This is a genomic window from Streptosporangium sp. NPDC049644 (genome assembly GCF_040675205.1).
Lineage (GTDB): Bacteria > Actinomycetota > Actinomycetes > Streptosporangiales > Streptosporangiaceae > Streptosporangium > Streptosporangium fukuiense.
The window spans coordinates 38,872-56,933 of the sequence record NZ_JBFAOJ010000065.1 but is presented as its reverse complement, the minus strand read 5'-3'; the positions used below and the strand labels follow the sequence as shown (position 1 = coordinate 56,933).

20 protein-coding genes are annotated in these 18,062 nt (G+C 71.9%); 8 read left to right on the top strand and 12 right to left on the bottom strand.

The genetic code is table 11. The features are described 5' to 3' along the window. Nucleotides 1–327: 327 nt before the first annotated feature. Entirely contained in the window at nt 328–3,690 is a 3,363-nt protein-coding gene (locus AB0J58_RS30045) for a BTAD domain-containing putative transcriptional regulator (protein WP_364221918.1), read from the bottom strand. 157 nt (nt 3,691–3,847) lie between these two features. Here AB0J58_RS30045 and AB0J58_RS30040 point away from each other — a divergent pair, with 157 nt between their 5' ends. Next, nucleotides 3,848–4,726, top strand: coding sequence for an alpha/beta hydrolase (locus AB0J58_RS30040; RefSeq protein ID WP_364221915.1), 879 nt, complete (start codon nt 3,848–3,850; stop codon nt 4,724–4,726). Between the two features lie 147 nt (nt 4,727–4,873). On the opposite strand, the gene AB0J58_RS30035 is transcribed toward AB0J58_RS30040, so the two are convergent. Then, the gene (locus tag AB0J58_RS30035; RefSeq protein WP_364221912.1) at nt 4,874–5,095 is read right to left on the bottom strand and encodes a hypothetical protein; all 222 of its coding nucleotides are present in this window, start codon (nt 5,093–5,095) and stop codon (nt 4,874–4,876) included. A 91-nt stretch (nt 5,096–5,186) separates the two neighbouring features. On the opposite strand from AB0J58_RS30035, the gene AB0J58_RS30030 reads away from it, so the two are divergent. Further along, nucleotides 5,187–6,056: a bile acid:sodium symporter family protein gene (locus AB0J58_RS30030; protein WP_364221909.1), complete on the top strand. Its 870-nt coding sequence runs from the start codon at nt 5,187–5,189 to the stop codon at nt 6,054–6,056. Then, nucleotides 6,053–6,175 (top strand): hypothetical protein, encoded by a 123-nt coding sequence (locus AB0J58_RS30025; RefSeq protein ID WP_364221906.1) that lies wholly within the window; start codon nt 6,053–6,055, stop codon nt 6,173–6,175. The genes AB0J58_RS30030 and AB0J58_RS30025 overlap by 4 nt, the downstream gene beginning before the upstream one ends. Before the next feature lie 4 nt (nt 6,176–6,179). On the opposite strand, the gene AB0J58_RS30020 is transcribed toward AB0J58_RS30025, so the two are convergent. After that, nucleotides 6,180–6,992, bottom strand: a complete 813-nt coding sequence (locus AB0J58_RS30020) for an aminoglycoside 3'-phosphotransferase (protein WP_364221903.1) — start codon at nt 6,990–6,992, stop codon at nt 6,180–6,182. 327 nt (nt 6,993–7,319) lie between these two features. On the opposite strand from AB0J58_RS30020, the gene AB0J58_RS30015 reads away from it, so the two are divergent. Further along, complete coding sequence (locus AB0J58_RS30015; RefSeq protein ID WP_364221900.1) at nt 7,320–7,598, top strand: hypothetical protein; 279 nt, start codon at nt 7,320–7,322, stop codon at nt 7,596–7,598. A 53-nt stretch (nt 7,599–7,651) separates the two neighbouring features. Here the strand turns inward: AB0J58_RS30015 and AB0J58_RS30010 are convergent, their stop codons facing one another. The 3 genes from AB0J58_RS30010 to AB0J58_RS30000 all read right to left on the bottom strand — a co-directional run bounded on the left by AB0J58_RS30010 (nt 7,652) and on the right by AB0J58_RS30000 (nt 10,028). Next, the gene (locus tag AB0J58_RS30010; RefSeq protein WP_364221897.1) at nt 7,652–7,870 is read right to left on the bottom strand and encodes a DUF2795 domain-containing protein; all 219 of its coding nucleotides are present in this window, start codon (nt 7,868–7,870) and stop codon (nt 7,652–7,654) included. A gap of 282 nt (nt 7,871–8,152) precedes the next feature. Then, a complete protein-coding gene (locus AB0J58_RS30005) occupies nt 8,153–8,929 on the bottom strand; it encodes a TIGR03943 family protein (protein ID WP_364221894.1) in 777 nt (258 codons plus the stop codon). A 67-nt stretch (nt 8,930–8,996) separates the two neighbouring features. Then, nucleotides 8,997–10,028, bottom strand: a complete 1,032-nt coding sequence (locus tag AB0J58_RS30000; RefSeq protein WP_364221891.1) for a permease — start codon at nt 10,026–10,028, stop codon at nt 8,997–8,999. 50 nt (nt 10,029–10,078) lie between these two features. Here AB0J58_RS30000 and AB0J58_RS29995 point away from each other — a divergent pair, with 50 nt between their 5' ends. Continuing rightward, nucleotides 10,079–10,342, top strand: coding sequence for a hypothetical protein (locus AB0J58_RS29995; RefSeq protein ID WP_364221888.1), 264 nt, complete (start codon nt 10,079–10,081; stop codon nt 10,340–10,342). Nucleotides 10,343–10,546: 204 nt separating this feature from the next. Here AB0J58_RS29995 and AB0J58_RS29990 read toward each other — a convergent pair whose 3' ends face one another. The 4 genes from AB0J58_RS29990 to AB0J58_RS29975 form a co-directional block, all read right to left on the bottom strand. After that, on the bottom strand, nt 10,547–10,951 hold the full coding sequence (locus AB0J58_RS29990; RefSeq protein ID WP_364221885.1) for a DUF3147 family protein: 405 nt from the start codon (nt 10,949–10,951) through the stop codon (nt 10,547–10,549). After that, nucleotides 10,948–11,289, bottom strand: coding sequence for a DUF3147 family protein (locus tag AB0J58_RS29985; protein WP_364221882.1), 342 nt, complete (start codon nt 11,287–11,289; stop codon nt 10,948–10,950). The genes AB0J58_RS29990 and AB0J58_RS29985 overlap by 4 nt, the downstream gene beginning before the upstream one ends. Before the next feature lie 127 nt (nt 11,290–11,416). Further along, nucleotides 11,417–12,205, bottom strand: a complete 789-nt coding sequence (locus AB0J58_RS29980; RefSeq protein WP_364221879.1) for an inositol monophosphatase family protein — start codon at nt 12,203–12,205, stop codon at nt 11,417–11,419. Nucleotides 12,206–12,317: 112 nt separating this feature from the next. Further along, nucleotides 12,318–13,238: a LysR family transcriptional regulator gene (locus AB0J58_RS29975; RefSeq protein ID WP_364221876.1), complete on the bottom strand. Its 921-nt coding sequence runs from the start codon at nt 13,236–13,238 to the stop codon at nt 12,318–12,320. A gap of 91 nt (nt 13,239–13,329) precedes the next feature. Here AB0J58_RS29975 and AB0J58_RS29970 point away from each other — a divergent pair, with 91 nt between their 5' ends. The 3 genes from AB0J58_RS29970 (at nt 13,330) to AB0J58_RS29960 (ending at nt 16,254) form a co-directional block, all read left to right on the top strand. After that, entirely contained in the window at nt 13,330–14,445 is a 1,116-nt protein-coding gene (locus AB0J58_RS29970; protein ID WP_364221873.1) for a diaminopropionate ammonia-lyase, read from the top strand. A 379-nt stretch (nt 14,446–14,824) separates the two neighbouring features. Continuing rightward, nucleotides 14,825–15,418, top strand: coding sequence for a WHG domain-containing protein (locus AB0J58_RS29965; RefSeq protein WP_364221870.1), 594 nt, complete (start codon nt 14,825–14,827; stop codon nt 15,416–15,418). Next, complete coding sequence (locus AB0J58_RS29960) at nt 15,415–16,254, top strand: alpha/beta hydrolase (protein ID WP_364221867.1); 840 nt, start codon at nt 15,415–15,417, stop codon at nt 16,252–16,254. The genes AB0J58_RS29965 and AB0J58_RS29960 overlap by 4 nt, the downstream gene beginning before the upstream one ends. 50 nt (nt 16,255–16,304) lie before the next feature. Here AB0J58_RS29960 and AB0J58_RS29955 read toward each other — a convergent pair whose 3' ends face one another. Then, nucleotides 16,305–17,735 (bottom strand): aldehyde dehydrogenase, encoded by a 1,431-nt coding sequence (locus AB0J58_RS29955; protein ID WP_364221864.1) that lies wholly within the window; start codon nt 17,733–17,735, stop codon nt 16,305–16,307. A gap of 1 nt (nt 17,736) precedes the next feature. Further along, a complete protein-coding gene (locus AB0J58_RS29950) occupies nt 17,737–17,943 on the bottom strand; it encodes a tautomerase family protein (RefSeq protein ID WP_364221861.1) in 207 nt (68 codons plus the stop codon). Nucleotides 17,944–18,062 lie beyond the last annotated feature (119 nt).

Genomic DNA, 18,062 nt, shown 5'->3' with positions numbered 1-18,062 from the left:
CGGTGGCGGACGCCGATGAAGCAGGAAGCCACAGAGGTGCCGCGTGAGGCGGCACGGGCTGAATCCCCGGCCCTTCAGGCCGGGGAGCGCGTCAAGTCAGGTACAGGGCGCTGAGTACGAACTCATGGCGGATCCTCCGCGTGAAGGGTGCTCGCCCGATCGCCGACCGGCCCGCTGCTCTCTTGGTCGGCGTCACGCGGCACCGCGACCATTGGACGCACCCGGCGGCCGCCTGTCGACAGCGAGGATCGCGCATGCGCGCCGGGCCGAACCGGGCCGCTGTCACAGACGCCGCTGTCACAGACGCCGCTGTCACAGACGCCGCTCTCACCGGTGACCGGTCGCCGGAGAGGTGTCCGGTCGTTCGCCGCCAAGGCGGCCGAGTGCGTCGCGGGCGGCGGTCGCCCAGAGCGTCGCGGCGGCCTTGTCCGCGATCGCCAGCGCCTGCCGGTAATGGTCCGCGGCCTCGTCGCGGCGCCCGAGGGCGACGGCGAGATCGCCGAGGTGAAGCGCCACCGGGCCGAGGGTGAGCAGGCCGCTGCCCGCTCCGGCCAGTTCCCCCGAGGCGGGGCGTAGCCGGGCGTAGGCACGCTCCATCGCCGATCGGTCGCCTACACCGACGGCCGCCCGGGCGGCGAGGCAGGTGCGGACCTCGTAGAGCAGGTCGCGGGGTGAGTCCGGGAGGGCCTTGGCGGCCACTTCGGCTTCGTCGCGGCGGCCCGCGTCGAGCAGGATCAGGGGGCGGGCCCAAGGCGCGTACGGGCCCCAGCCCGCCTCCTCGTCCGCCTCCGGCCGCTCGCCCCGCTGGATGCGCAGGCACAGCAGGGCCAGAGGGAGAACGCCCTGTTCCATCCCCGGCATGCCGCTGCCGGCGAGTGCGGTGCTCGCGGCGCGGTAGGCGGCCTCCGCCTCGGCCAGGTGGCCGGTGACGGCCAGCCGCAGAGCGGCGTACCACTGGGTGAACACGCCCGCGAGGGGAATGTCGTGCTGTTCGGCGAGACGGTCCGCGGCCGCGGCGTGCGCGTCGGCCGTGACGAAGTCGGCGAGCGCGGAGTGGGCCTGGATGAGGATGAGGTGTCCGAGCACCTCGAAGGTCACCAGGTGGTGCCGGGTGGCCAGATCAACCAGTTCATCGCCGATCCGGGCACGACGCGGGGCCATGCCGGCCTGCTGGAAGGCCTGCATGAAGCGGCCGTTGAGGGCGAGGGCGAGCAGGGCCGGGTCTCCCAGCCGGCGGGCGATCGCCTCCGCCTCCCGCGCCGCCCGGCGTCCGCGGTCGGTGGGGCCGCCGCGCAGTTCCAGGGCGAGGACGCTCAGCAGACGGCTGCGCTGTGCCGCCTGGCCCTCGGGCAGGGCGGTCAGAGTGCGTTCGATCACATGGACGATCTGCCGGGCGAGGTCCTCGTCGTCGTTGCGGGTCCAGATCGCGGGCACGTCGAAGGCGCTGATCACCTCGGCGGTCAGCTGCGGGTCGCCGAGCTCCTCGGCTGTGGCGATCGCCTCCGCGCGGTACTGCCTGGCGCTTTCCAGGGAGCCGGTCACGGCCAGTGCCCGCACCATGCCCATGACCGCCTCCAGCCGGCTGCGCACGTCGCCCTCCGCCGCCCGGTCGTGGGCGGCGAGGGCCTGCCGCCACAGCCGTGCCGCCTCGTGCGGGGCGAATCCCCGCTCGGCCTGCAGCGCCGCCGCGCGGGCGTAGCGGGCGGCTCGGGCGGCCGTGGACCGGGTCTCGGCGTGGCCGAAGTGGTGGGCGAGCGAGGTGATGTCACCCGGGTTCAGCTGTTCGATCGTCTCGGCGACGGCGGCGTGCCAGCGCGCCCGGCGTGGCCCGGAGATGTCGCCGTAGAGCGTGTCGCGCACCAGGGCGTGGGCGAACCGCAGCCGGCCCGGTTCCCGCTCGGTCAGAAAGCCCGCGAGCAGCGCGGACTCCAGGGCGTCGACCACGAGATCCTCGTCCGCCGCGAGGGCGACCAGCACGTCCACGTCGACGTCCCGGCCGATCACGGCCGCCTGCCGCAGCACCGTCCGTGCCGGTCGCGGCAGCCGCGCCAGGCGGTGGCGGATGACGTCCCGCACGCCCGCGGGAACGGCGTCGAGCGCCGCGGGTCCCTCGGCGTCGACCAGCCGCGCGAGCTCGCGGACGAAGAACGGGTTGCCGCCGCTGCGCCGGTGGATCACCCGCGCGGTCCGTGCGTCCAGGTCCCGCTGGACGACGGTACGGACGAGCTCGCCCGTGGCCGTCTCGGACAGGCCGCCCACGTAGACCCGGGCCGGTTCCACCCGGGCGAACCCGGCGAGCGCGTCGGTCAGGGCGGGGGAGAGCTCGGTGGCCCGGTAGGTCCCGACGAGCAGTGCCGGCCCGGCGGCGGATTCCGTCACCAGCGTGGTCAGCAGGTCCAGAGTCTCCGCCGCCGCCCGGTGCAGGTCGTCGAAGACCACCATCACCGGTGCTCGCCGCGCTGCCCCGGCCAGGTAGGAGGCGACCGCGTGGTGCATGCGAAACCGGGCCGCGGACGGTGTGGTCGCCGTGCCGTCCGGCACAGGAACCAAGGCGGGGGCGGGCCCGGCCCCGGCGGCGGCCAGGCCCTCGACGATCTGTGTCCACGGCCAGGTGCCGGGCACCCCGTCATGCTCGGGGCTGCGGCCCCACGCCGTGGTCCAGCCCCGCGCCGTCAGCGTGCCCGTGAGCGCCTCGGCGAGCGCGGTCTTTCCCGCGCCGGCGTCGCCGGAGACCAGGGCCAGGACGGGCCTGCCCCGCCGCACGGCGGTCGCGGCGGCCTCTTCCAGGTGACCCAGCTCCCGCGCGCGCCCGACGAACGGCCGCCCGGCAGGATCAGCGGGCGCCGGGTACGACACCGCCGCCTCCCGCGGTGACGGCATGACGCCGCCGGTCTTGGCCGGGGCGGTGAGGTGGGGGGCCTGGGCGAGGATGTCGGCCTCCAGCCCTCGCAGCCCGGGGCCGGGATCCACGCCCAGTTCCCCGACCAGCGCCTCCCGGGCCCGGCGCAGGACGGCCAGGGCATCGCCCTGCCGGCCCGATCGGTACAGCGACAGCGCCAGCAGCTTCCAGGCGTCCTCGCGCAGCGGATGGCCCGCGGCGTGGACCTCCAGGTCAGGCACCGCCTCGGCGGCCAGCCCCAGCTCCAGCAGCGCCTCCGCGCGCCGCTCCACGGCCAGCAGTCGCAGGCCGTCCAGGCGGGCGATCTCTCCGCGTGCCCACGCCTCCTCCGCGAACTCCGCGTACGCCGGGCCCTGCCACAGGGCCAGCGCCTCCTCCAGGCCGACCAGCGCCTCCCCGGCCCGTCCCGCCGCCAGCAGCGAGCCGGCCTCACCCGCCGCCGCCTCGAACCGCCAGGCGTCCACCGACCGCCGCTCCGCCCGTAGCGCGTAGCCGGGGGAGGCCGTCACCAGCAGCCGGGCGGGCTGCCGGGGAGGGCGGTCCGGTTCCAGCGCGCGGCGCAGCGCGGAGACGAACGTCTGGATCACCCCGACCGCCCCGTCCGGGGGCCGATCCCACAGATCGTCGACGAGGCGGTCGACCGGGACGACCCCGCCCCTGGCGATCAGCAGCCGCGCCAGTACCGCTCGGTGCCGGGGACCTTTCAACGGAAGCGGGCCGTGCTCGTCCGAAGCCTCCAGCGGACCCAGCACACCGAAGGTCACCGCTCGCGCCGTCGCCTCGCTGGTCATGTCACCCGATGTTATCCGGCCGTCTCGGCCGGGCCCTTGTCGGCAGCGCGGCTCAGCCACCGCTCAGCCGCCGCTGACCGGCTGCTGAGCGCCGGCGGGCAGGCTGGTCGCAGCCGCCCGACAAGAACAGACGGGCCTAGCGGAAAGGGTCCTCACAGTGGAACCCAGGATCACCGGATTCGACTACCAGCGCGTCACCGTCACCGAAGGCGTGTCGCTCAACGTCGCCGCAGGCGGCTCCGGCAGCCCCGTCGTGCTGTTGCACGGCTTCCCCCAGACCCACCTGATGTGGCGGCACGTCGCCGCCGACCTGGCCTCCGATCACACCGTCATCTGCCCCGACCTGCGCGGCTACGGTGACAGCGACAAGCCGGCCGACACCGATGGACACACCTATTCCAAGCGCACCATGGCCGCCGACGTCATCGCCCTCGCGCGCGCCTTCGGCCACGAGCGCTTCGCCCTGGCGGGCCACGACCGGGGTGCCCTGGTCGCCATCCGCGCCGGGCTGGACCACCCCGATGCGATCACTCATCTCGCCTCGCTCGACGTCCTGCCGACGCTGGACATGTGGGACGTGATGCACGGCACCTCAGCCGCCGTCGGCTTTCACCTCTACCTGATGGCCCAGCCGCCCAGCCTGCCCGAACAGATGATCAGCGCCAGCGCGGACGCCTTCTTCGGCTACTTCCTGGACATCTGGACCCGGAATCCGGAGGCGATTCCCGCCGACATCCGCGCCGCCTACCTGAAGGCCTCCCGCGAAGCCGTCCCCTCCATCGTCGCCGACTACCGGGCTTCGGCCGCCGTCGACGTCGAGCACGACCAGGCAGACCGCCGGGCCGGGAACCGGCTGCGCATGCCGGTGGCCGTCCTGCAGCAGGACTGGGGCGCGGCCCTCGGCTTCGACGCCGCCGCCCTGTGGGAGGCGTGGGCGCCCCACCAGGAACACGCCACCGTCTCCTGTGGCCACTTCATGGCCGAAGAGGCCCCCGCCGATGTCGTCAAGGCGCTGCGCGGCCTCCTGGCCAGGTAGACCCGCCCCCGTCGTGGCGGAGGCGGGGGACCGGCCTGTCTCCTTCGTGGTGGGGAGGGGGAGGACCGTCGCAGGTGATCGACAGCCTCCGTACCGGCCTGAAGCGGAACGGGGCCGGCGCGGCCGGGAGCAGTACCAGGGTGGTGATCAGCGGGCTGAGCGAGGGGCGGTGCCCGTCCCGCCGGTGGTCGGTCGGTGGCGGGTGCCGGCGCGGGGGCCGAGGTGGTCGGTGTCGCTCATGTGCTCCAGCCAGGCGGTCTCCGGGCAGGGGCTCTCCCACAACGCCAGATGGATCATGAACTGGTCCGGGGCGGCGTGGGACCGTGGCGGTGTACGGCAGGTGACGATCTGTGTCGATGGGTTGCTCACCGCCACGACCGTGACGATGATCGTGTGGGTGGTACCTCAGCCACGGCACCACGCCGCCCCAGCGACAGATCGCTGATAAGGAGCATCCCCCATGGCTCTTGCCGGAACCCTCCTGCCCATCGCGTTGGCGATCATCATGTTCGGCCTCGGGCTGAGCCTGACGATCTCCGATTTCCGCCGTGTCGTCGTCTATCCCAAGGCCACCGTCGTGGCGCTCGGCTGCCAGATCCTGGTGTTGCCCGCGATCTGCTTCGGCCTGGTGGTCCTCTTCGACCTGCCGCCGGCGCTCGCCGTCGGCATGATGCTGCTGGCCGCCTCGCCCGGCGGCACGACGGCCAACCTCTACAGCCATCTGTTCGGCGGTGACGTCGCGCTCAACGTGACGCTGACCGCGATCAACTCGGTACTGGCGGTCGTGACGCTGCCCCTGGTGACCAACCTGTCGCTGTCCTACTTCGAGGTCGGCTCGGGCACGCTCGGCCTGCAGTTCGACAAGAGCCTGCAGGTGATGGCGATCGTGCTGGTTCCGGTCGCCGTCGGCATGGCGGTCCGCGCCAGGGCACGGAGCTTCGCCGAACGGATGAACACGCCCGTGAAGATCGCCTCGGCGGTCATCCTGGCGCTGGTGATCGCCGGTGCCCTGCTTCAGGAGCTCGACAACCTCAGCGGCTACATCCAGTCAGTGGGCCTGATCACGCTGGTGTTCAGCGTGATCAGCCTGATCGTCGGCTACTGGGCGCCGCGCCTGGCCGGAGTGGAGCGCGGCCAGGCCGTCGCCTCCTGCATGGAGATCGGGATCCACAACGCCACGCTGTCGATCGCGGTGGCGCTCTCCCTGCTGAACAGCTCCCAGATGGCCGTCCCGGCCGCGACCTATGGCGTGCTGATGTTCTTCACCGCGGCAGCGGCAGGGTTCCTGCTCAGGTCTCGCACGACAGAGCCGATGCCTTCGGACCGGTGATCGCCCTGCCCGCCCGTGCCTCGATCGACGAGGCGTACGGGTGGGATCCGGAAAGCCGCGGTGGCACGCGCCCGTTCCCGGTGCGTGCCACCGCGAGCATGGACGCCGATCAGGTGTGACCGGTCACGCCATGTCCCACAGCAGGCGGTAGTAGGCGATGCGTTCCGGGTCCGGGGCGATCCCGTACGCGTCGTACACGACCCCGTCGTACCCCGGGCCGTAGTTCCATTCCGTGCTCCACGCGGCGACCGCGAGGTCCGCCCACCGGTCGGCCACCCCGAGTGAGCCCAGGTCGACGTGCGCGGCGAACACGCCGTCGTCGTGCAGCAGGGTGTTGGGGACGCACGCGTCCCCGTGGCAGACGACGAGGCGGTCGATCGCGGGCGGATCGCCGATTCGTGCCCGGGCTTCGGCGAGGCCCAGGTGCCGGTGCTCGGGGAACCAGCCGGCCGGTCCCTCGCCGTCGGCGATGCGCTCGTCGGCGCGGGCGAGCCGCCGATCGATGGACCAGTTGAACGGGCACTGCTCCACGGGCAGGGCGTCGTGGAGCAGGCGCAGCCCTCGGCCGATCGCGGCCGCCGCGGTCGGCGGGTCCGCGATCCACCGGGGGTCCACCGCGGAGCGGCCAGGGAGTGCCGCCGTGACCAGCCACGTGCCGTAGGCGTCCGTACCGTGTTCGACGACCCGCGGGACGGTCGCCCATCGCCGCGCCCAGGTCAGGCGTTCCGCCTCGCCGGGGAGATCGATCTCCGGAGTGCCGGCGGCGACCCACTTGACGTACCTGACGTCCTCATGCCCGCCTTCGAGGCGGAAGGTCAGGCCGCCGAGTTCGTTGCGCCACACAGGAGTGACGGTGTCGTCGTCGGCGAGCGCCGTGACGACGGCGGGGACGGTCACCGGACCGGCTGGGATCTCGGAGATGACGGGGCGGCTCATGGAGACAGGATCCTCCCATGGGGGCGGCGCCGACGACAGGCGGGTCAAGGAACGGCAAAGCGACACGCCGCCGCGGACACGGGCCCATCCCGGGGAGAGCGGGAAGACGACACCGCAGGCCGCGCGGAAGCTGAGGCGGCAGGGCTTCGATGCGGCGGTTGGGCTGAGTACCTGGCGTGACCACGAGCTCCGGGCGGAGGACGGTTCGGTGAGGATCACCTCGTTGCCCGCGCGCCACGGCCCCGGCGTGGCGAACGTCCTCATGCCGCCCGTCATGGGGAGCCTGCTGGAGTTCATGAGCCCCGAGGGCCATGTGCGCCTGCGCGCGTGCACATCAGCGGCGACACGCTGCTGAGCAGGGAACTGGACGCCATCCCGCGACGCTTCCCGGACATCGACGTGGCCATCGTTCACCTGGGCGGTACGAAATCGCCGGGCGTCCTGATGGTGACGATGGACGGCCGGCAGGGCGCGGACTGGGTGAATCTGATCAATCCGCGCCGTGTGCTGCCGGTGCACTCCGACGATCACGGCGTCTTCGGCTCTCCGCTCGCCGACTTCCGCGACCACGTCGAACGCAGCGGTCAGGGGAGCCGGGGCACCTGATCGGCCAGGGGCGAAAGCTGCGAGTCGTCCGAACGGCCGTGAGCGCGGTGCGCTCAGTCGTGCTGCTCCTCGGCGAGGCCGAGCGCCTGGGCGACGCCTTCCATGTTCTCGTAGGTGCGATCGGGCAGCGACCGGATGACGGAGAGCACCTCGTCGGGCGCCGACTGGGATCTCGCCCGCTTCAGCAACGTCTCGCGGTCGGCCGGAAAAACGTGTGTGCCGCTGATCCACCTGGCCAGGTCGCTTCGGCTGTCCACCTCTTGGGCGCTCAACCCTTCGGGTGATCCTGGCTGGTGCGCGTGATTGACGCCCAGACTTTGCCCGCTATCGTCTCTGTCTCGTTCCATCTGCTGTTCCTTTCGTGCGTCGTGGCAGGGGCATACCCGCCTCGCACTGGGCAAACATCACGGGAAACCGACTCGAAGATCTTCGCTGTCAGGGGCAGGAAGGCCGGGTGAGCGGCGTCGGGCCCAAAACCCCGCCGCGATCGGCACCTTGGACAGGCGTCCCCTGCCCGCCGCGTTGTCGCCCGAGGCCGAGGAGACCTGGCCGGCCTACTCGTACGGCTCGTCGGGGGTCTCGATTCTTGTGAGGCTCTTGCCGGTGAGCTGGGGGTGGACGACTCCGGCGGGCATCTTCTTGAACGTCTGGGGGATCCAGGTGCCCGTGACCTCGATCCACGTGTCGGCGGGCGGTGCCTGCAATCCCCTGACGGAGACCTTCAGCGGGAACGCGTCCGCGGCGCAGCAGGCGAGCTGCATGCGGGTGACGTACCACTGCCCCTTTTTCTTCGCGGGGACGACGAAACCGGTCAGTCTGACCTCACGCCCGGTGAGGGACTTCTTGTCGTCGTCCCAGGCTCGGCCGATGAACTCACCGATCGGCATGTCCACCGGGCCGTCGCCGGCCAGCGGGGGGAAGGCGCTCAGGGGCTGGTCGCGGGGCGGCGGGGTGTCATCCCGGGAGGCGGCGAACGAGCCCAGCGCGGGGGGTGCGATCAGGAAGATCGCGAACACCGGCAGGCACAGCAGCCACGCGACCCGGGGCCCGCCGTGCGGGTGCCCGTGCGTGTTTTCGCCGGGCCGGTCGTGCTCGTCCGAGTGGTGCGGTGCGAGAGGGCGATCATCGGCCCCGCCCTCCGTGCCCTTCTTCGCCCCCGCGGCCTGGAGCAGCCCGATGATGCCGAGGACCACCAGTACCGCACCGGCGCCGATGAGAAACGGCCGGAAGCCGGGTTTGACGTAGTTGAGATAGGTCGTGGAGAACGCCGAGATCTGTAGCACCGCGCAGCCCAGCAGGGTCAGGACGAGGTTCTGGGTGACACGGTTCATCAGAGTTCGCGAGTTCCTTTCGCCAGGCCGAGCCTGGGCCGGCGGTCTTTCGAAGACCGTGAGGACATCACAGCAGCAACCATCCGAAAAGCGTGCTTACCGGGACGGCGAGCGCGAAGGTCAGCGGGACGAACCTGGCCGTGAAAGCGCCACCAAACGTGCCGGCCTGCAGCGCGATCAGTTTCAGGTCGACCATCGGCCCGACCACCAGGAAGGCCAGCTTCGCGGTGGGGGAGAACGCGGTCATCGAGGCCGCCACGAACGCGTCGGCCTCCGAGCAGATCGACAGCAACACCGCCAGCAGCGCCATGACCAGGATGGCCAGCCACGGCACCTCGGCGACCGTGGCCAGCCACTCGCGGGGAACGGCGACGTTCAGCGTGGCCGCGGCCAGCCCGCCGACGATGAGGAACCCGCCCGCGTGCAGCAGGTCGTGTCGCATCGCCTCGCCGAACCGCGTCCATCCCGGGCCCTCGCCGTGCGGGCGGGAGGGAACGCGCAGCCACTGGCTGCGGCCGAATCTCAGCCAGAGCCAGCCGACCAGCACCGCCACGGTCAGCGACGCGCCGAACCTGGCCAGCACCATCAGCGGCTGCCCGGGAAAGGCGACGGCGGTCGCGACCAGCACGATCGGGTTGATCGCGGGAGAGGCGAGCAGGAATGCCAGTGCGGCGGCCGGGGTCACCCCCCGGGCCATCAGTCCCGAGGCGACCGGGACCGAGGCGCACTCGCACCCCGGCAACACCGCTCCCGCCGCCCCCGCGACCGGAACCGCGACGGCCGGATTCCTCGGCAGCGCCCTGGTCCAGAACGACGCCGGGACGAACGCCGTGATCGCCGCCGACAGCGCCACCCCGAAGACCAGGAACGGCAGCGCCTGCACGCAGATCGCCACGAAGATCGTGGCCCACGTCTGCAGCGCGGGCGCGGTCAGGTGCGGTGCCAACGCGAACCGGCCCACCGCCAGCAACACGATGACGAGCATGAACCCCCATGGCAGAGCGCTTCTCGCGGAGCGAGAACGCCCCCAGGAGTCAGGTGGGACCGGGCTGTCGTCGTCGGTCCACTCCCTCGGCGGACCGGTTCGGAGCTCAGACATGCGCCCTATCGTGTCAGGTCATCACATTGTTCCTGACAAGATCTTGATCTTTGAGCACGACGGGGCGCAGAGCCGTCGGGCTGCCTCCTTCCGACTGGTGCATCCGCTCGACACTCCACGGCGCGTTCGCCAGGGGCTACGACACGGTCCTCGTCGGCGACGCCCACACGACGGAGGACCAGACGGCATGGGGGGCGCCGCCGCCGGACCGGGTCATCGCGCACACGAACCTGTACTGGACCCACCAGGCGGCACCGGGACGGACGGCCGGAACGGTCGAGACCAAGGATGTCGACTTCGGCGGCACCTCCTGAGGCCTGTGCGTCGCGGACCGGGTCCGTCCGCGAGCCGAGCGGTCAGGAGCCGGACGACATCGCCGGGCCGATGCGATCGGCGGGGACGGGGAGGAGGCCGGGGCCTGCCGGCTGACGCGTAACCGCCCGACACGGCGCCGGCCACTGCGGCGGAGGGCATCCGGCAGGTCGCGGACGGTGATCCGTCATCTCGGCCCGGGGATGTCACCGGCTCCGGCGGACGCCCCAGATGAGCAGGTACAGAACAGCGGCGACGATCGCCCACGCCACGAGCGCGATCCCCATCGCCACGAACGTGGGGATCCGGGTGGCGAGCGCCCAGACGCACAGGGCGAAAGCGATCATGCCGACCGCGCCGAGCACCGCGCCACGGGCATCGTTGGAGGCCGGAATCCGGCTGTGCTCCTCGTCCTGGATCAGGGTGAGGGTGGCGGCCAGAACCGCTGGAAAGGCGAGGAAGACCCCGCCCGTGACCGGTCCCCAGCGGTTTCCCACCAGGCCGGCGGCCACGGAGACGGCCGCCCCGAAGGCGAAGCGCAGCGCCATCCCCGGCAGCGTGACCCTGCGCAGCTTGGAAGGCTGGATCCGCATCCTGCGTGGGGCGCTCATGCGATCAGCAGACGGCCTGCCGTCGCGACGGCCGCCCATACCGCGATCGCGGCCGCCGAGCCGGCGAGGGCTCCCAGACGCCGCACCAGAGGCACCGCCGAGGCGCAGTACGCCACCAGCGCCACCGATCCGACGATCATCCCCAGTGCGGAGTCCGCGACCTGCCGGCCGCCCATGAACAGCAGGGTCACGGTCATCCCCGCCAGGGCGACGGCCGGCCCCGCGGCGAAGACGCCGGCGAACCGCTTCGGGCTCACCATCTCGCCGATCAGGGCGAAGGCCATGACGAGCAGGCCACCGGACAGCCCGCGCAGGGCGATCGTCCACACCTGGCTCATACGTGCTCGCCCCTCTCACCCCGGAGTCGCTGACGGAACGGCTTCCCACGTCATCACGCTGCCCTATGGTCGTGGCCGCTGACCAGGACCGACACCCCTCGGATGTGCCTGGTGGCAGCTGATGGGACTACTGGTTGCGGATGAGGTCCAGCAGCGCCGTGTGGGTCTCCTGGTCGGCCGCCGCGATGAGCCCGCCCGCGCCGGTATGCGGCGGCCGGCCGTCGAGGCCGGTCAGCATACAGCTGGCGGCACGGCACAACGCGATCCCGGCGGCGAAGTGCACGCTGTCGTGGAGCCGGCCGTCGGTGACGTAGGCGGCTCGCCGGCCGGCGGCCACCCAGGCCACCGCCAGGGTGGTGGAGACGACGCGCGGGCGGAACCGCTCGGCGAATCCCGGATCGGCGAGCAGGGCGGTGGCACGGAAGGCGGGTGAGTTCGGGAACGGCGGGTCGAGGTTGACGTCCACCAGCCGCGAATCCGGCGACGGCTTGAGCGGCTCGTCCACACCGCTGCGGCGGATGTGGGCGCGGACGCCGTCGGTCCAGAACACTTCGTCGGCGAACGGGTCGGCCGAGGCCGCCACCGTGATGTCCGAGCCCACGCGCAGGGCGACGTTCACCGCCACCAGCATGGTGCGCGCGGCGTAGTTCAGCGTGCCGCACAGGGGGGCGACCAGCCACGTGCGCTCCGCCCCCGCCGGGCCCGTGGACCCGCTCTCCTCGCCGGTCACGGCATCACCGGGCCGGGCGGCGCGAATGACGTCAAGGACGGCCTGCTCCGCCGCCACGTCGGCGGCCGTGGCGAAGTCACCGCCGGATTTCTCCAGGCGCGTCAGCGGTGCGCCGAACATGGCGCGCACGACGGCTGCTCCCGCCCGCGCCGCCGTACAGGCCAGCTCAACGTCAGTGATCGGCATGATCCGCAGGGTACGCGAGCCGGGAGGCGGTGACGAAGGAGCGCGTCGGGCCGCTATCCGGACGATCCCGAACTCGAAGCGGTCTTGATGACGCGATCGCGTACCGTCCCCGTCAGGTGTCGATCGGGGCCGTCGCCGCTGCGGCGGCTTGCCGGAGTGCGTGGCGGCATGCCCTGATGGCGGGGTGCCGGCTGCGACCTCGGCGTACCGCGGTGAAGATGCGGCGTGTGCGCTGGCCACGGGGAAGTTGCCGCAGGGTGACGGTCGGGGACTGTCCGATCCATACGAGGTCGGGAAGCAGGGCGACGGCGTGGCCTTGTTCGACGAGGCGAAGGTGGATCAGGAGGTCGGTGGTCTCGAACCGTACGTCGGGTTCGAAACCGGCGTTCCGGCACAGGGTCATGGCCCAGTGGCGGGCGGTCGTACCCTCGGGTTCCATGGCCCAGGGACGGTCGGCGAGTGAGCGCAGCGACGCCGTGGGACCGTCCGCGTCGTCGGCCGGTTCGGGCAGCGCGAGGCGGAGGGAGTCGTCGAGCAGGTCTTCCTGCTCCAGTTCGGCGGGCCGGGGGTTGGGATTGCCCGGGTATTCCTCGGCGATGACCAGGTCGAAGTCGCGGGCCTGCAGCGCGGGCAGGGCCACCTCCGGTGGCATCTGTGTGACATGGGGCCGAAGGCCGGGGTGGAGATCGCGCAGGATGCTCAGTGCGCCGGGTATCAGGGCGAGGGTGGCGGTCTGGAACGAGGCGATGCGCAGGGTCCCGGTCAGCTCGGTCAGTGAGGCGGCGATGTCCGCCTCGGCGCGCTCCAGGCGTTTCAGTACCGCTTCGGTATGCGCGACGAGGATCTCTGCCTGCTCGGTCAGCCGCACGCGCCGCCCGATCGGCTCCAGTAGCCGGACGCCGACCTCCGCCTCCAGCTGGGAGAGCTGCTGGGAGACGGAGGAGGGGCTGTAGGAGAGGGCGGCGGCGACGGCTGCGAGGGTGCCGCGGTGCTTGAGTTCGCGCAGCAGACGTAGTCGGTGCAGGTCGAACATCGGCGAGCCTTCGATCGGTCGGATTCTCCGACGAATATAGGTGGGAAACATCCGCTGGACCGATTGGTGTGTGTGTCGCACGCTGGCTGCGATGTCTGAGACCGCTTCCTCCGTCCGTACGCTGCCGTGGTTCGCGCGGCCCGCCGCCAGGTTCTGGACCTGTGCGCCCGCCCCCGCCGAGGTGCGGGACTTCCACGCCTCCCTGTTCGAGTACGCCCCTACCTCGCTGGTCGAACTTCCCTGGCTTGCCGCCGAGCTGGGGGTCGGGCGGGTCTTCGTCAAGGACGAGTCGTCTCGCCTGGGGCTGCCCGCCTTCAAGGTGCTGGGCGCGTCCTGGGCGGTGCACCGTGCCCTTGCCGAGCGGGCGCGGCACGGTGGGGCGGGGCCGGTCACGTTGGTGACCGCAACCGACGGCAACCATGGCCGCGCTGTGGCTCATATGGCACGTCTGCTCGGCCAGCGCGCCCGCGTCTTCATCCCGGAAGGCGTTCATCCGAAGGCTGTGGCGGCCATCGCCGCCGAGCAGGCCGAGGTCGTTCAGGTCGCGGGCTCGTATGACGAGGCGGTGCGCCGGGCGGCCGGGGCGGCCGGGGCGCCGGATACGGTTCTGGTCCAGGACACCGCCTGGCCGGGCTATGAGCAGATCCCCGGTTGGATCGTCGAGGGCTATTCCACCCTCTGTGCCGAAATCGACGAGCAGCTGACGGTGGCCGGAGCGGGGATGCCCGATCTTGTCGCCATCCCGGTGGGCGTGGGCTCGCTGGCCCAGGCCGTCGTCACCCACTACCGCAGTCGTCCGGCGGGGCCGCCCCCGGCGTTGTTGTCGGTGGAACCCATGGCCGCCCCCTGTGTCATCGAGAGCCTCCTATGTGGCGAACCGGTCAGTGTCAGCACAGGTGAGACCATCATGGCCGGGCTGAACTGCGGCACACCCTCCGCTATCGCCTGGCCTCACCTGCGTGGTGGGCTGGATGCCGCCGTGGCCATCGCCGATGCCGACAGTGCCCGCGCGGCCGGTGACCTCGCCGCCCTCGGTGTCTCCTGTGGCCCCTGCGGTGCGGCCTCGCTCGCCGGCGTTCGCGCCGTGCTCACCGGCGACGGCGCCGGCGAGCGTCGTACCACGCTGGGCCTTGGCCCGGTCTCGACGGTGGTGTTGCTGTGCACCGAGGGCAGCGCGGCCAATCCGCATGCCTCTTCGTGCCTCTGAACTCATCTGTGCGGCGATGTCGTCTGGAAGGTCCGCATGCTCCCGAGGGTTTCCTCGGGCGAGTGTGTCGCGTGCGGATCCGAGGCCGTCCGAGGTGATGATCTCGATGTCGGCTTCCCCGGCGATCTCGTAGAACCCGTGGACCAGGTCGATGGCCGCTGTCCGGGTGTCCAGCGCATCGACTCGGAGCGCGCGGTGCCGGCCCCGCAGTACGGCGAGCGCCTGGTCGGCGGCGTTGACGAGGGCGCGCGCGTGCGGGAGGAACGCCTTGCCGTCCCTCGGCCCCGATGTGATCGCCCTGTTTTGCGATCTTCGACCCAAGGGCTATCCTAGGGATCCTAGTTTTTTCCTAGTGACCCTAAGGGAAGGGCGGTGTGGCATGGCGCGGGCAGGGTTGACGGCGGACCGGGTGACGCTGGTGGGCGCCGAGCTGGCGGACGAGGTCGGGCTCGACCATGTGACCATGTCGGCGGTGGCGCGGCGGCTGGGGGTGAAGGACGCGAGCCTGTATGTGCACGTACGCGGCTTGGAGGACCTGCGCGGGCGGATCGCGCTGCTGGCGGCGGACGAGAAGACCATCGGCATCGCGGAGGCCACCGCCGGACGAGCCGGCAAGGACGCGCTGGTGGCGTTCGCGAACGCATGGCGGGCGTACGCCCATGAACACCCGGGCCGGTACACCGCGACGCAGATTCCGACGCAGATCGATCCCGAGCTCGCGGCCCGGGCACCCGGGCCGCGACGTGCGGTCGAGCTGACCTACAGCATGTTGCGCGCCTACGCGCTGGCCGAGCCCGACCTGACCGACGCGGTCCGGCTGGTGCGCAGCGCACTGCACGGCTTCGTCAGCCTCGAGGCCGCCGGCGGTTTCGCGCACGCGCGTCCGGCGGAGGCCTCCTGGGTCCGCTGCCTCGACGCCCTGCACGCCCTCCTGGAGCGCTGGCCCACATCCCATGAAGGAGACCCGTCATGACCGGACCGACTCTTGGCCGCCTGCGCGTGGACGGCGCCACCCTGCACTACGAGGTGCGCGGGAGAGGCCCCCTCCTGCTGCTGATCCCCGGCGGCACGGGCGGCGCGGCCTCCTTTGACGGCGTCGCAGATGACCTGGCCGCCGATTACACGGTCGCCTCCTATGATCCGCGCGGCCTGTCCCGCAGTCCGTTGGACGCCCCGGAAGCCGCTCAGCGGGTCGCACAGCACGCCGACGACGGGTTCCGGCTGCTGGAGCTGCTGTCGCCGGACAAGCCCGCCCTCGTGGTCGGCTGCAGTTCGGGGGCGATCGTCGCGCTGCACCTGCTCACCAGCCATCCCGAGCGGATCGAACGCGTCGTGGCGCACGAGCCGCCGCTGGTGGGGGTGCTGCCGGACGCGGCCGAGCACCATGCGCTGCTCGCCCGCGTCCAAGACACGCTCCGCCGGGACGGGCCGATGCCCGCGGCGGCCGAGTTCGCAGCCGGCCTCAGGCGGCCCGGTGCCGATCCCGTCGACGCCCGGGCGGTCACCGACCTGCCGCCGCAGGCGGCGGCGCGAGCCGAGCGGACGATGGCGGACATGTCCTACTTCCTCGGACGTATCGTGCCGAGCTTCATGGCCTACGTCCCGGACATGGATCGCCTGGCGGCCCTGTCGGACCGGCTCGTACTCGCGGGCGGAGCGGACTCGCGCGGTGAACTGCCCTACCGTCCCGCCGCCTTCCTGGCCGAGCGGTACGGCACGGAGCTCGTCCACTTCCCCGGCGGGCACACGGGCCTCAGCACGCACCCCGCCGAGTTCGGTGAGCTGCTCCGTAAGGTGCTGGACACCTAGAAAGCCGATGACGGTCGCGCCGCTCGGGCGACCCCGGCGCCGGCCGCGGATCAGTCGATCTGCATGACGACGGCCTTCGGCTCGGTGAAGAACTCCCGGCTGAAGGTGCCGCCCTCGCGCCCGACCCCCGAGTCGCCCGCCCCGCCGAACGGGGCGCGCAGGTCGCGGACGAAGAAGCAGTTCACCCAGACGGTCCCGGCCCGCAGACGGGCGGAGACGCGGTGCGCCCGGGACAGGTTCTCGGTGAACAGCATCGCGTTGAGCCCGTAGCGCGTGTCGTTCATCAGCGCCACGACCTCGTCCTCGGTGTCGAACGGCGTCACCGTGACGACCGGGCCGAAGATCTCCTCGCGCTGGTGGCGGCCGGTGGCGGGCATGCCGGTGATCACCGTGGGGCGGACGAACCAGCCGTCGCCGAGGCCGCCGGAGCGGACGGAGCCGCCCTCCTCGGCGACGGTCTCGACGTAGCCGCGCACCTTCCGGTAGTGGGTCTTCGAGGCCAGCGGGCCGAGTTGGGTGGAGTCCAGCTTGGGGTCGCCCAGGCACATCGCCTCGGCCGCGGCGGTGAAGCGGGCGATGAACTCGTCGAACACCGGACGCTGGACGTACAGGCGCGACCCCGCCAGGCACACCTGCCCGGCGTTGGTGAAGATCGCCTTGATGGACCAGCTCACCGCGTTGTCGAGGTCGGCGTCGGCGAAGACCGCGTTGCCGCCCTTGCCGCCGAGCTCCAGGCTGACCGGCACGAGGTGCCCGGCCGCCGCGGCCGAGATGACCCGGCCGGTCGCGGACTCGCCGGTGAAGGTGATCCGGTCGATCCCAGGGTGCTCGGTGAGCGCCTGCCCGGCGGAGTCCGGGCCGTAGCCGTGGACGACGTTGAGCACCCCGGGCGGCAGGCCCGCCTCCAGCGCGAGCCTGGCCAGGATGGTGGCGGAGGCGGGGGTGTCCTCGGCGGGCTTGAGCACGACCGTGTTGCCCCAGGCCAGCGCGGGCGCGATCTTCCAGGTCTCCAGCATCAGCGGGAAGTTCCACGGGGCGATGGCGGCGGCGACACCGACGGGCTCGTAGCGAGTGTAGGCGTGGTGGCCGGAGTCCATCGGCAGCGTCTCGGCCGTGGTCAGCCGGGCGTGGTCGGCGAAGAAGCGGAAGTTGTCGGCGGCACGGGGCACATCGTTGCCGCGGCTCTGGGTGATCGGCTTGCCCATGTCGCGAGTGTCGGCCAGGCCGAGCTCGTCGGCGTGTTCGAGGATGAGGTCGGCGAGGCGATGCAGCAGCCTGCCGCGCTCGGCGCGGCCCATGCGTGGCCACGGCCCCTCGTCGAATGCCCGCCGCGCCGCCGCCACGGCCCGTTCCACCTCGGCCGCGCCGCCGAGCGCGACCTCTGCCCACGGCTCGCGGGTGTAGGGGTCGACGCTGGTGAACGTCTCGCCGCCGGAGGACTTCACCTCGGCGCCGTCGATCACGTGTCCGAAGAATTCCATGTCAGTCACCTTTGTTGATCTCGTCGCGTTCGGCGAGCGTCTGGTCTCCGGCCGCCCAGTGGGTGCGCGGCACCTCGCGTACGATCACCCGGATGCTCTGGGCGGGGGCGCCGAGCGAGCGCTCGACGGCGGCGTGCACCTCGTGGATGAGCGCCCGGATCGCGCCGGGTTCGCGGCCCTCGGCCAAGGTCACCTCGACCAGCGGCATGTCACACCCCCGCCACGGAGTCGAGGTCGCCGAGGCGTACGGTCACCGACGAGCCACGCCGGCGCGGCATCGCGTCGGTCGTCCCGCTCGTCAGCACGATCCGTGGTCCGTTCACCATG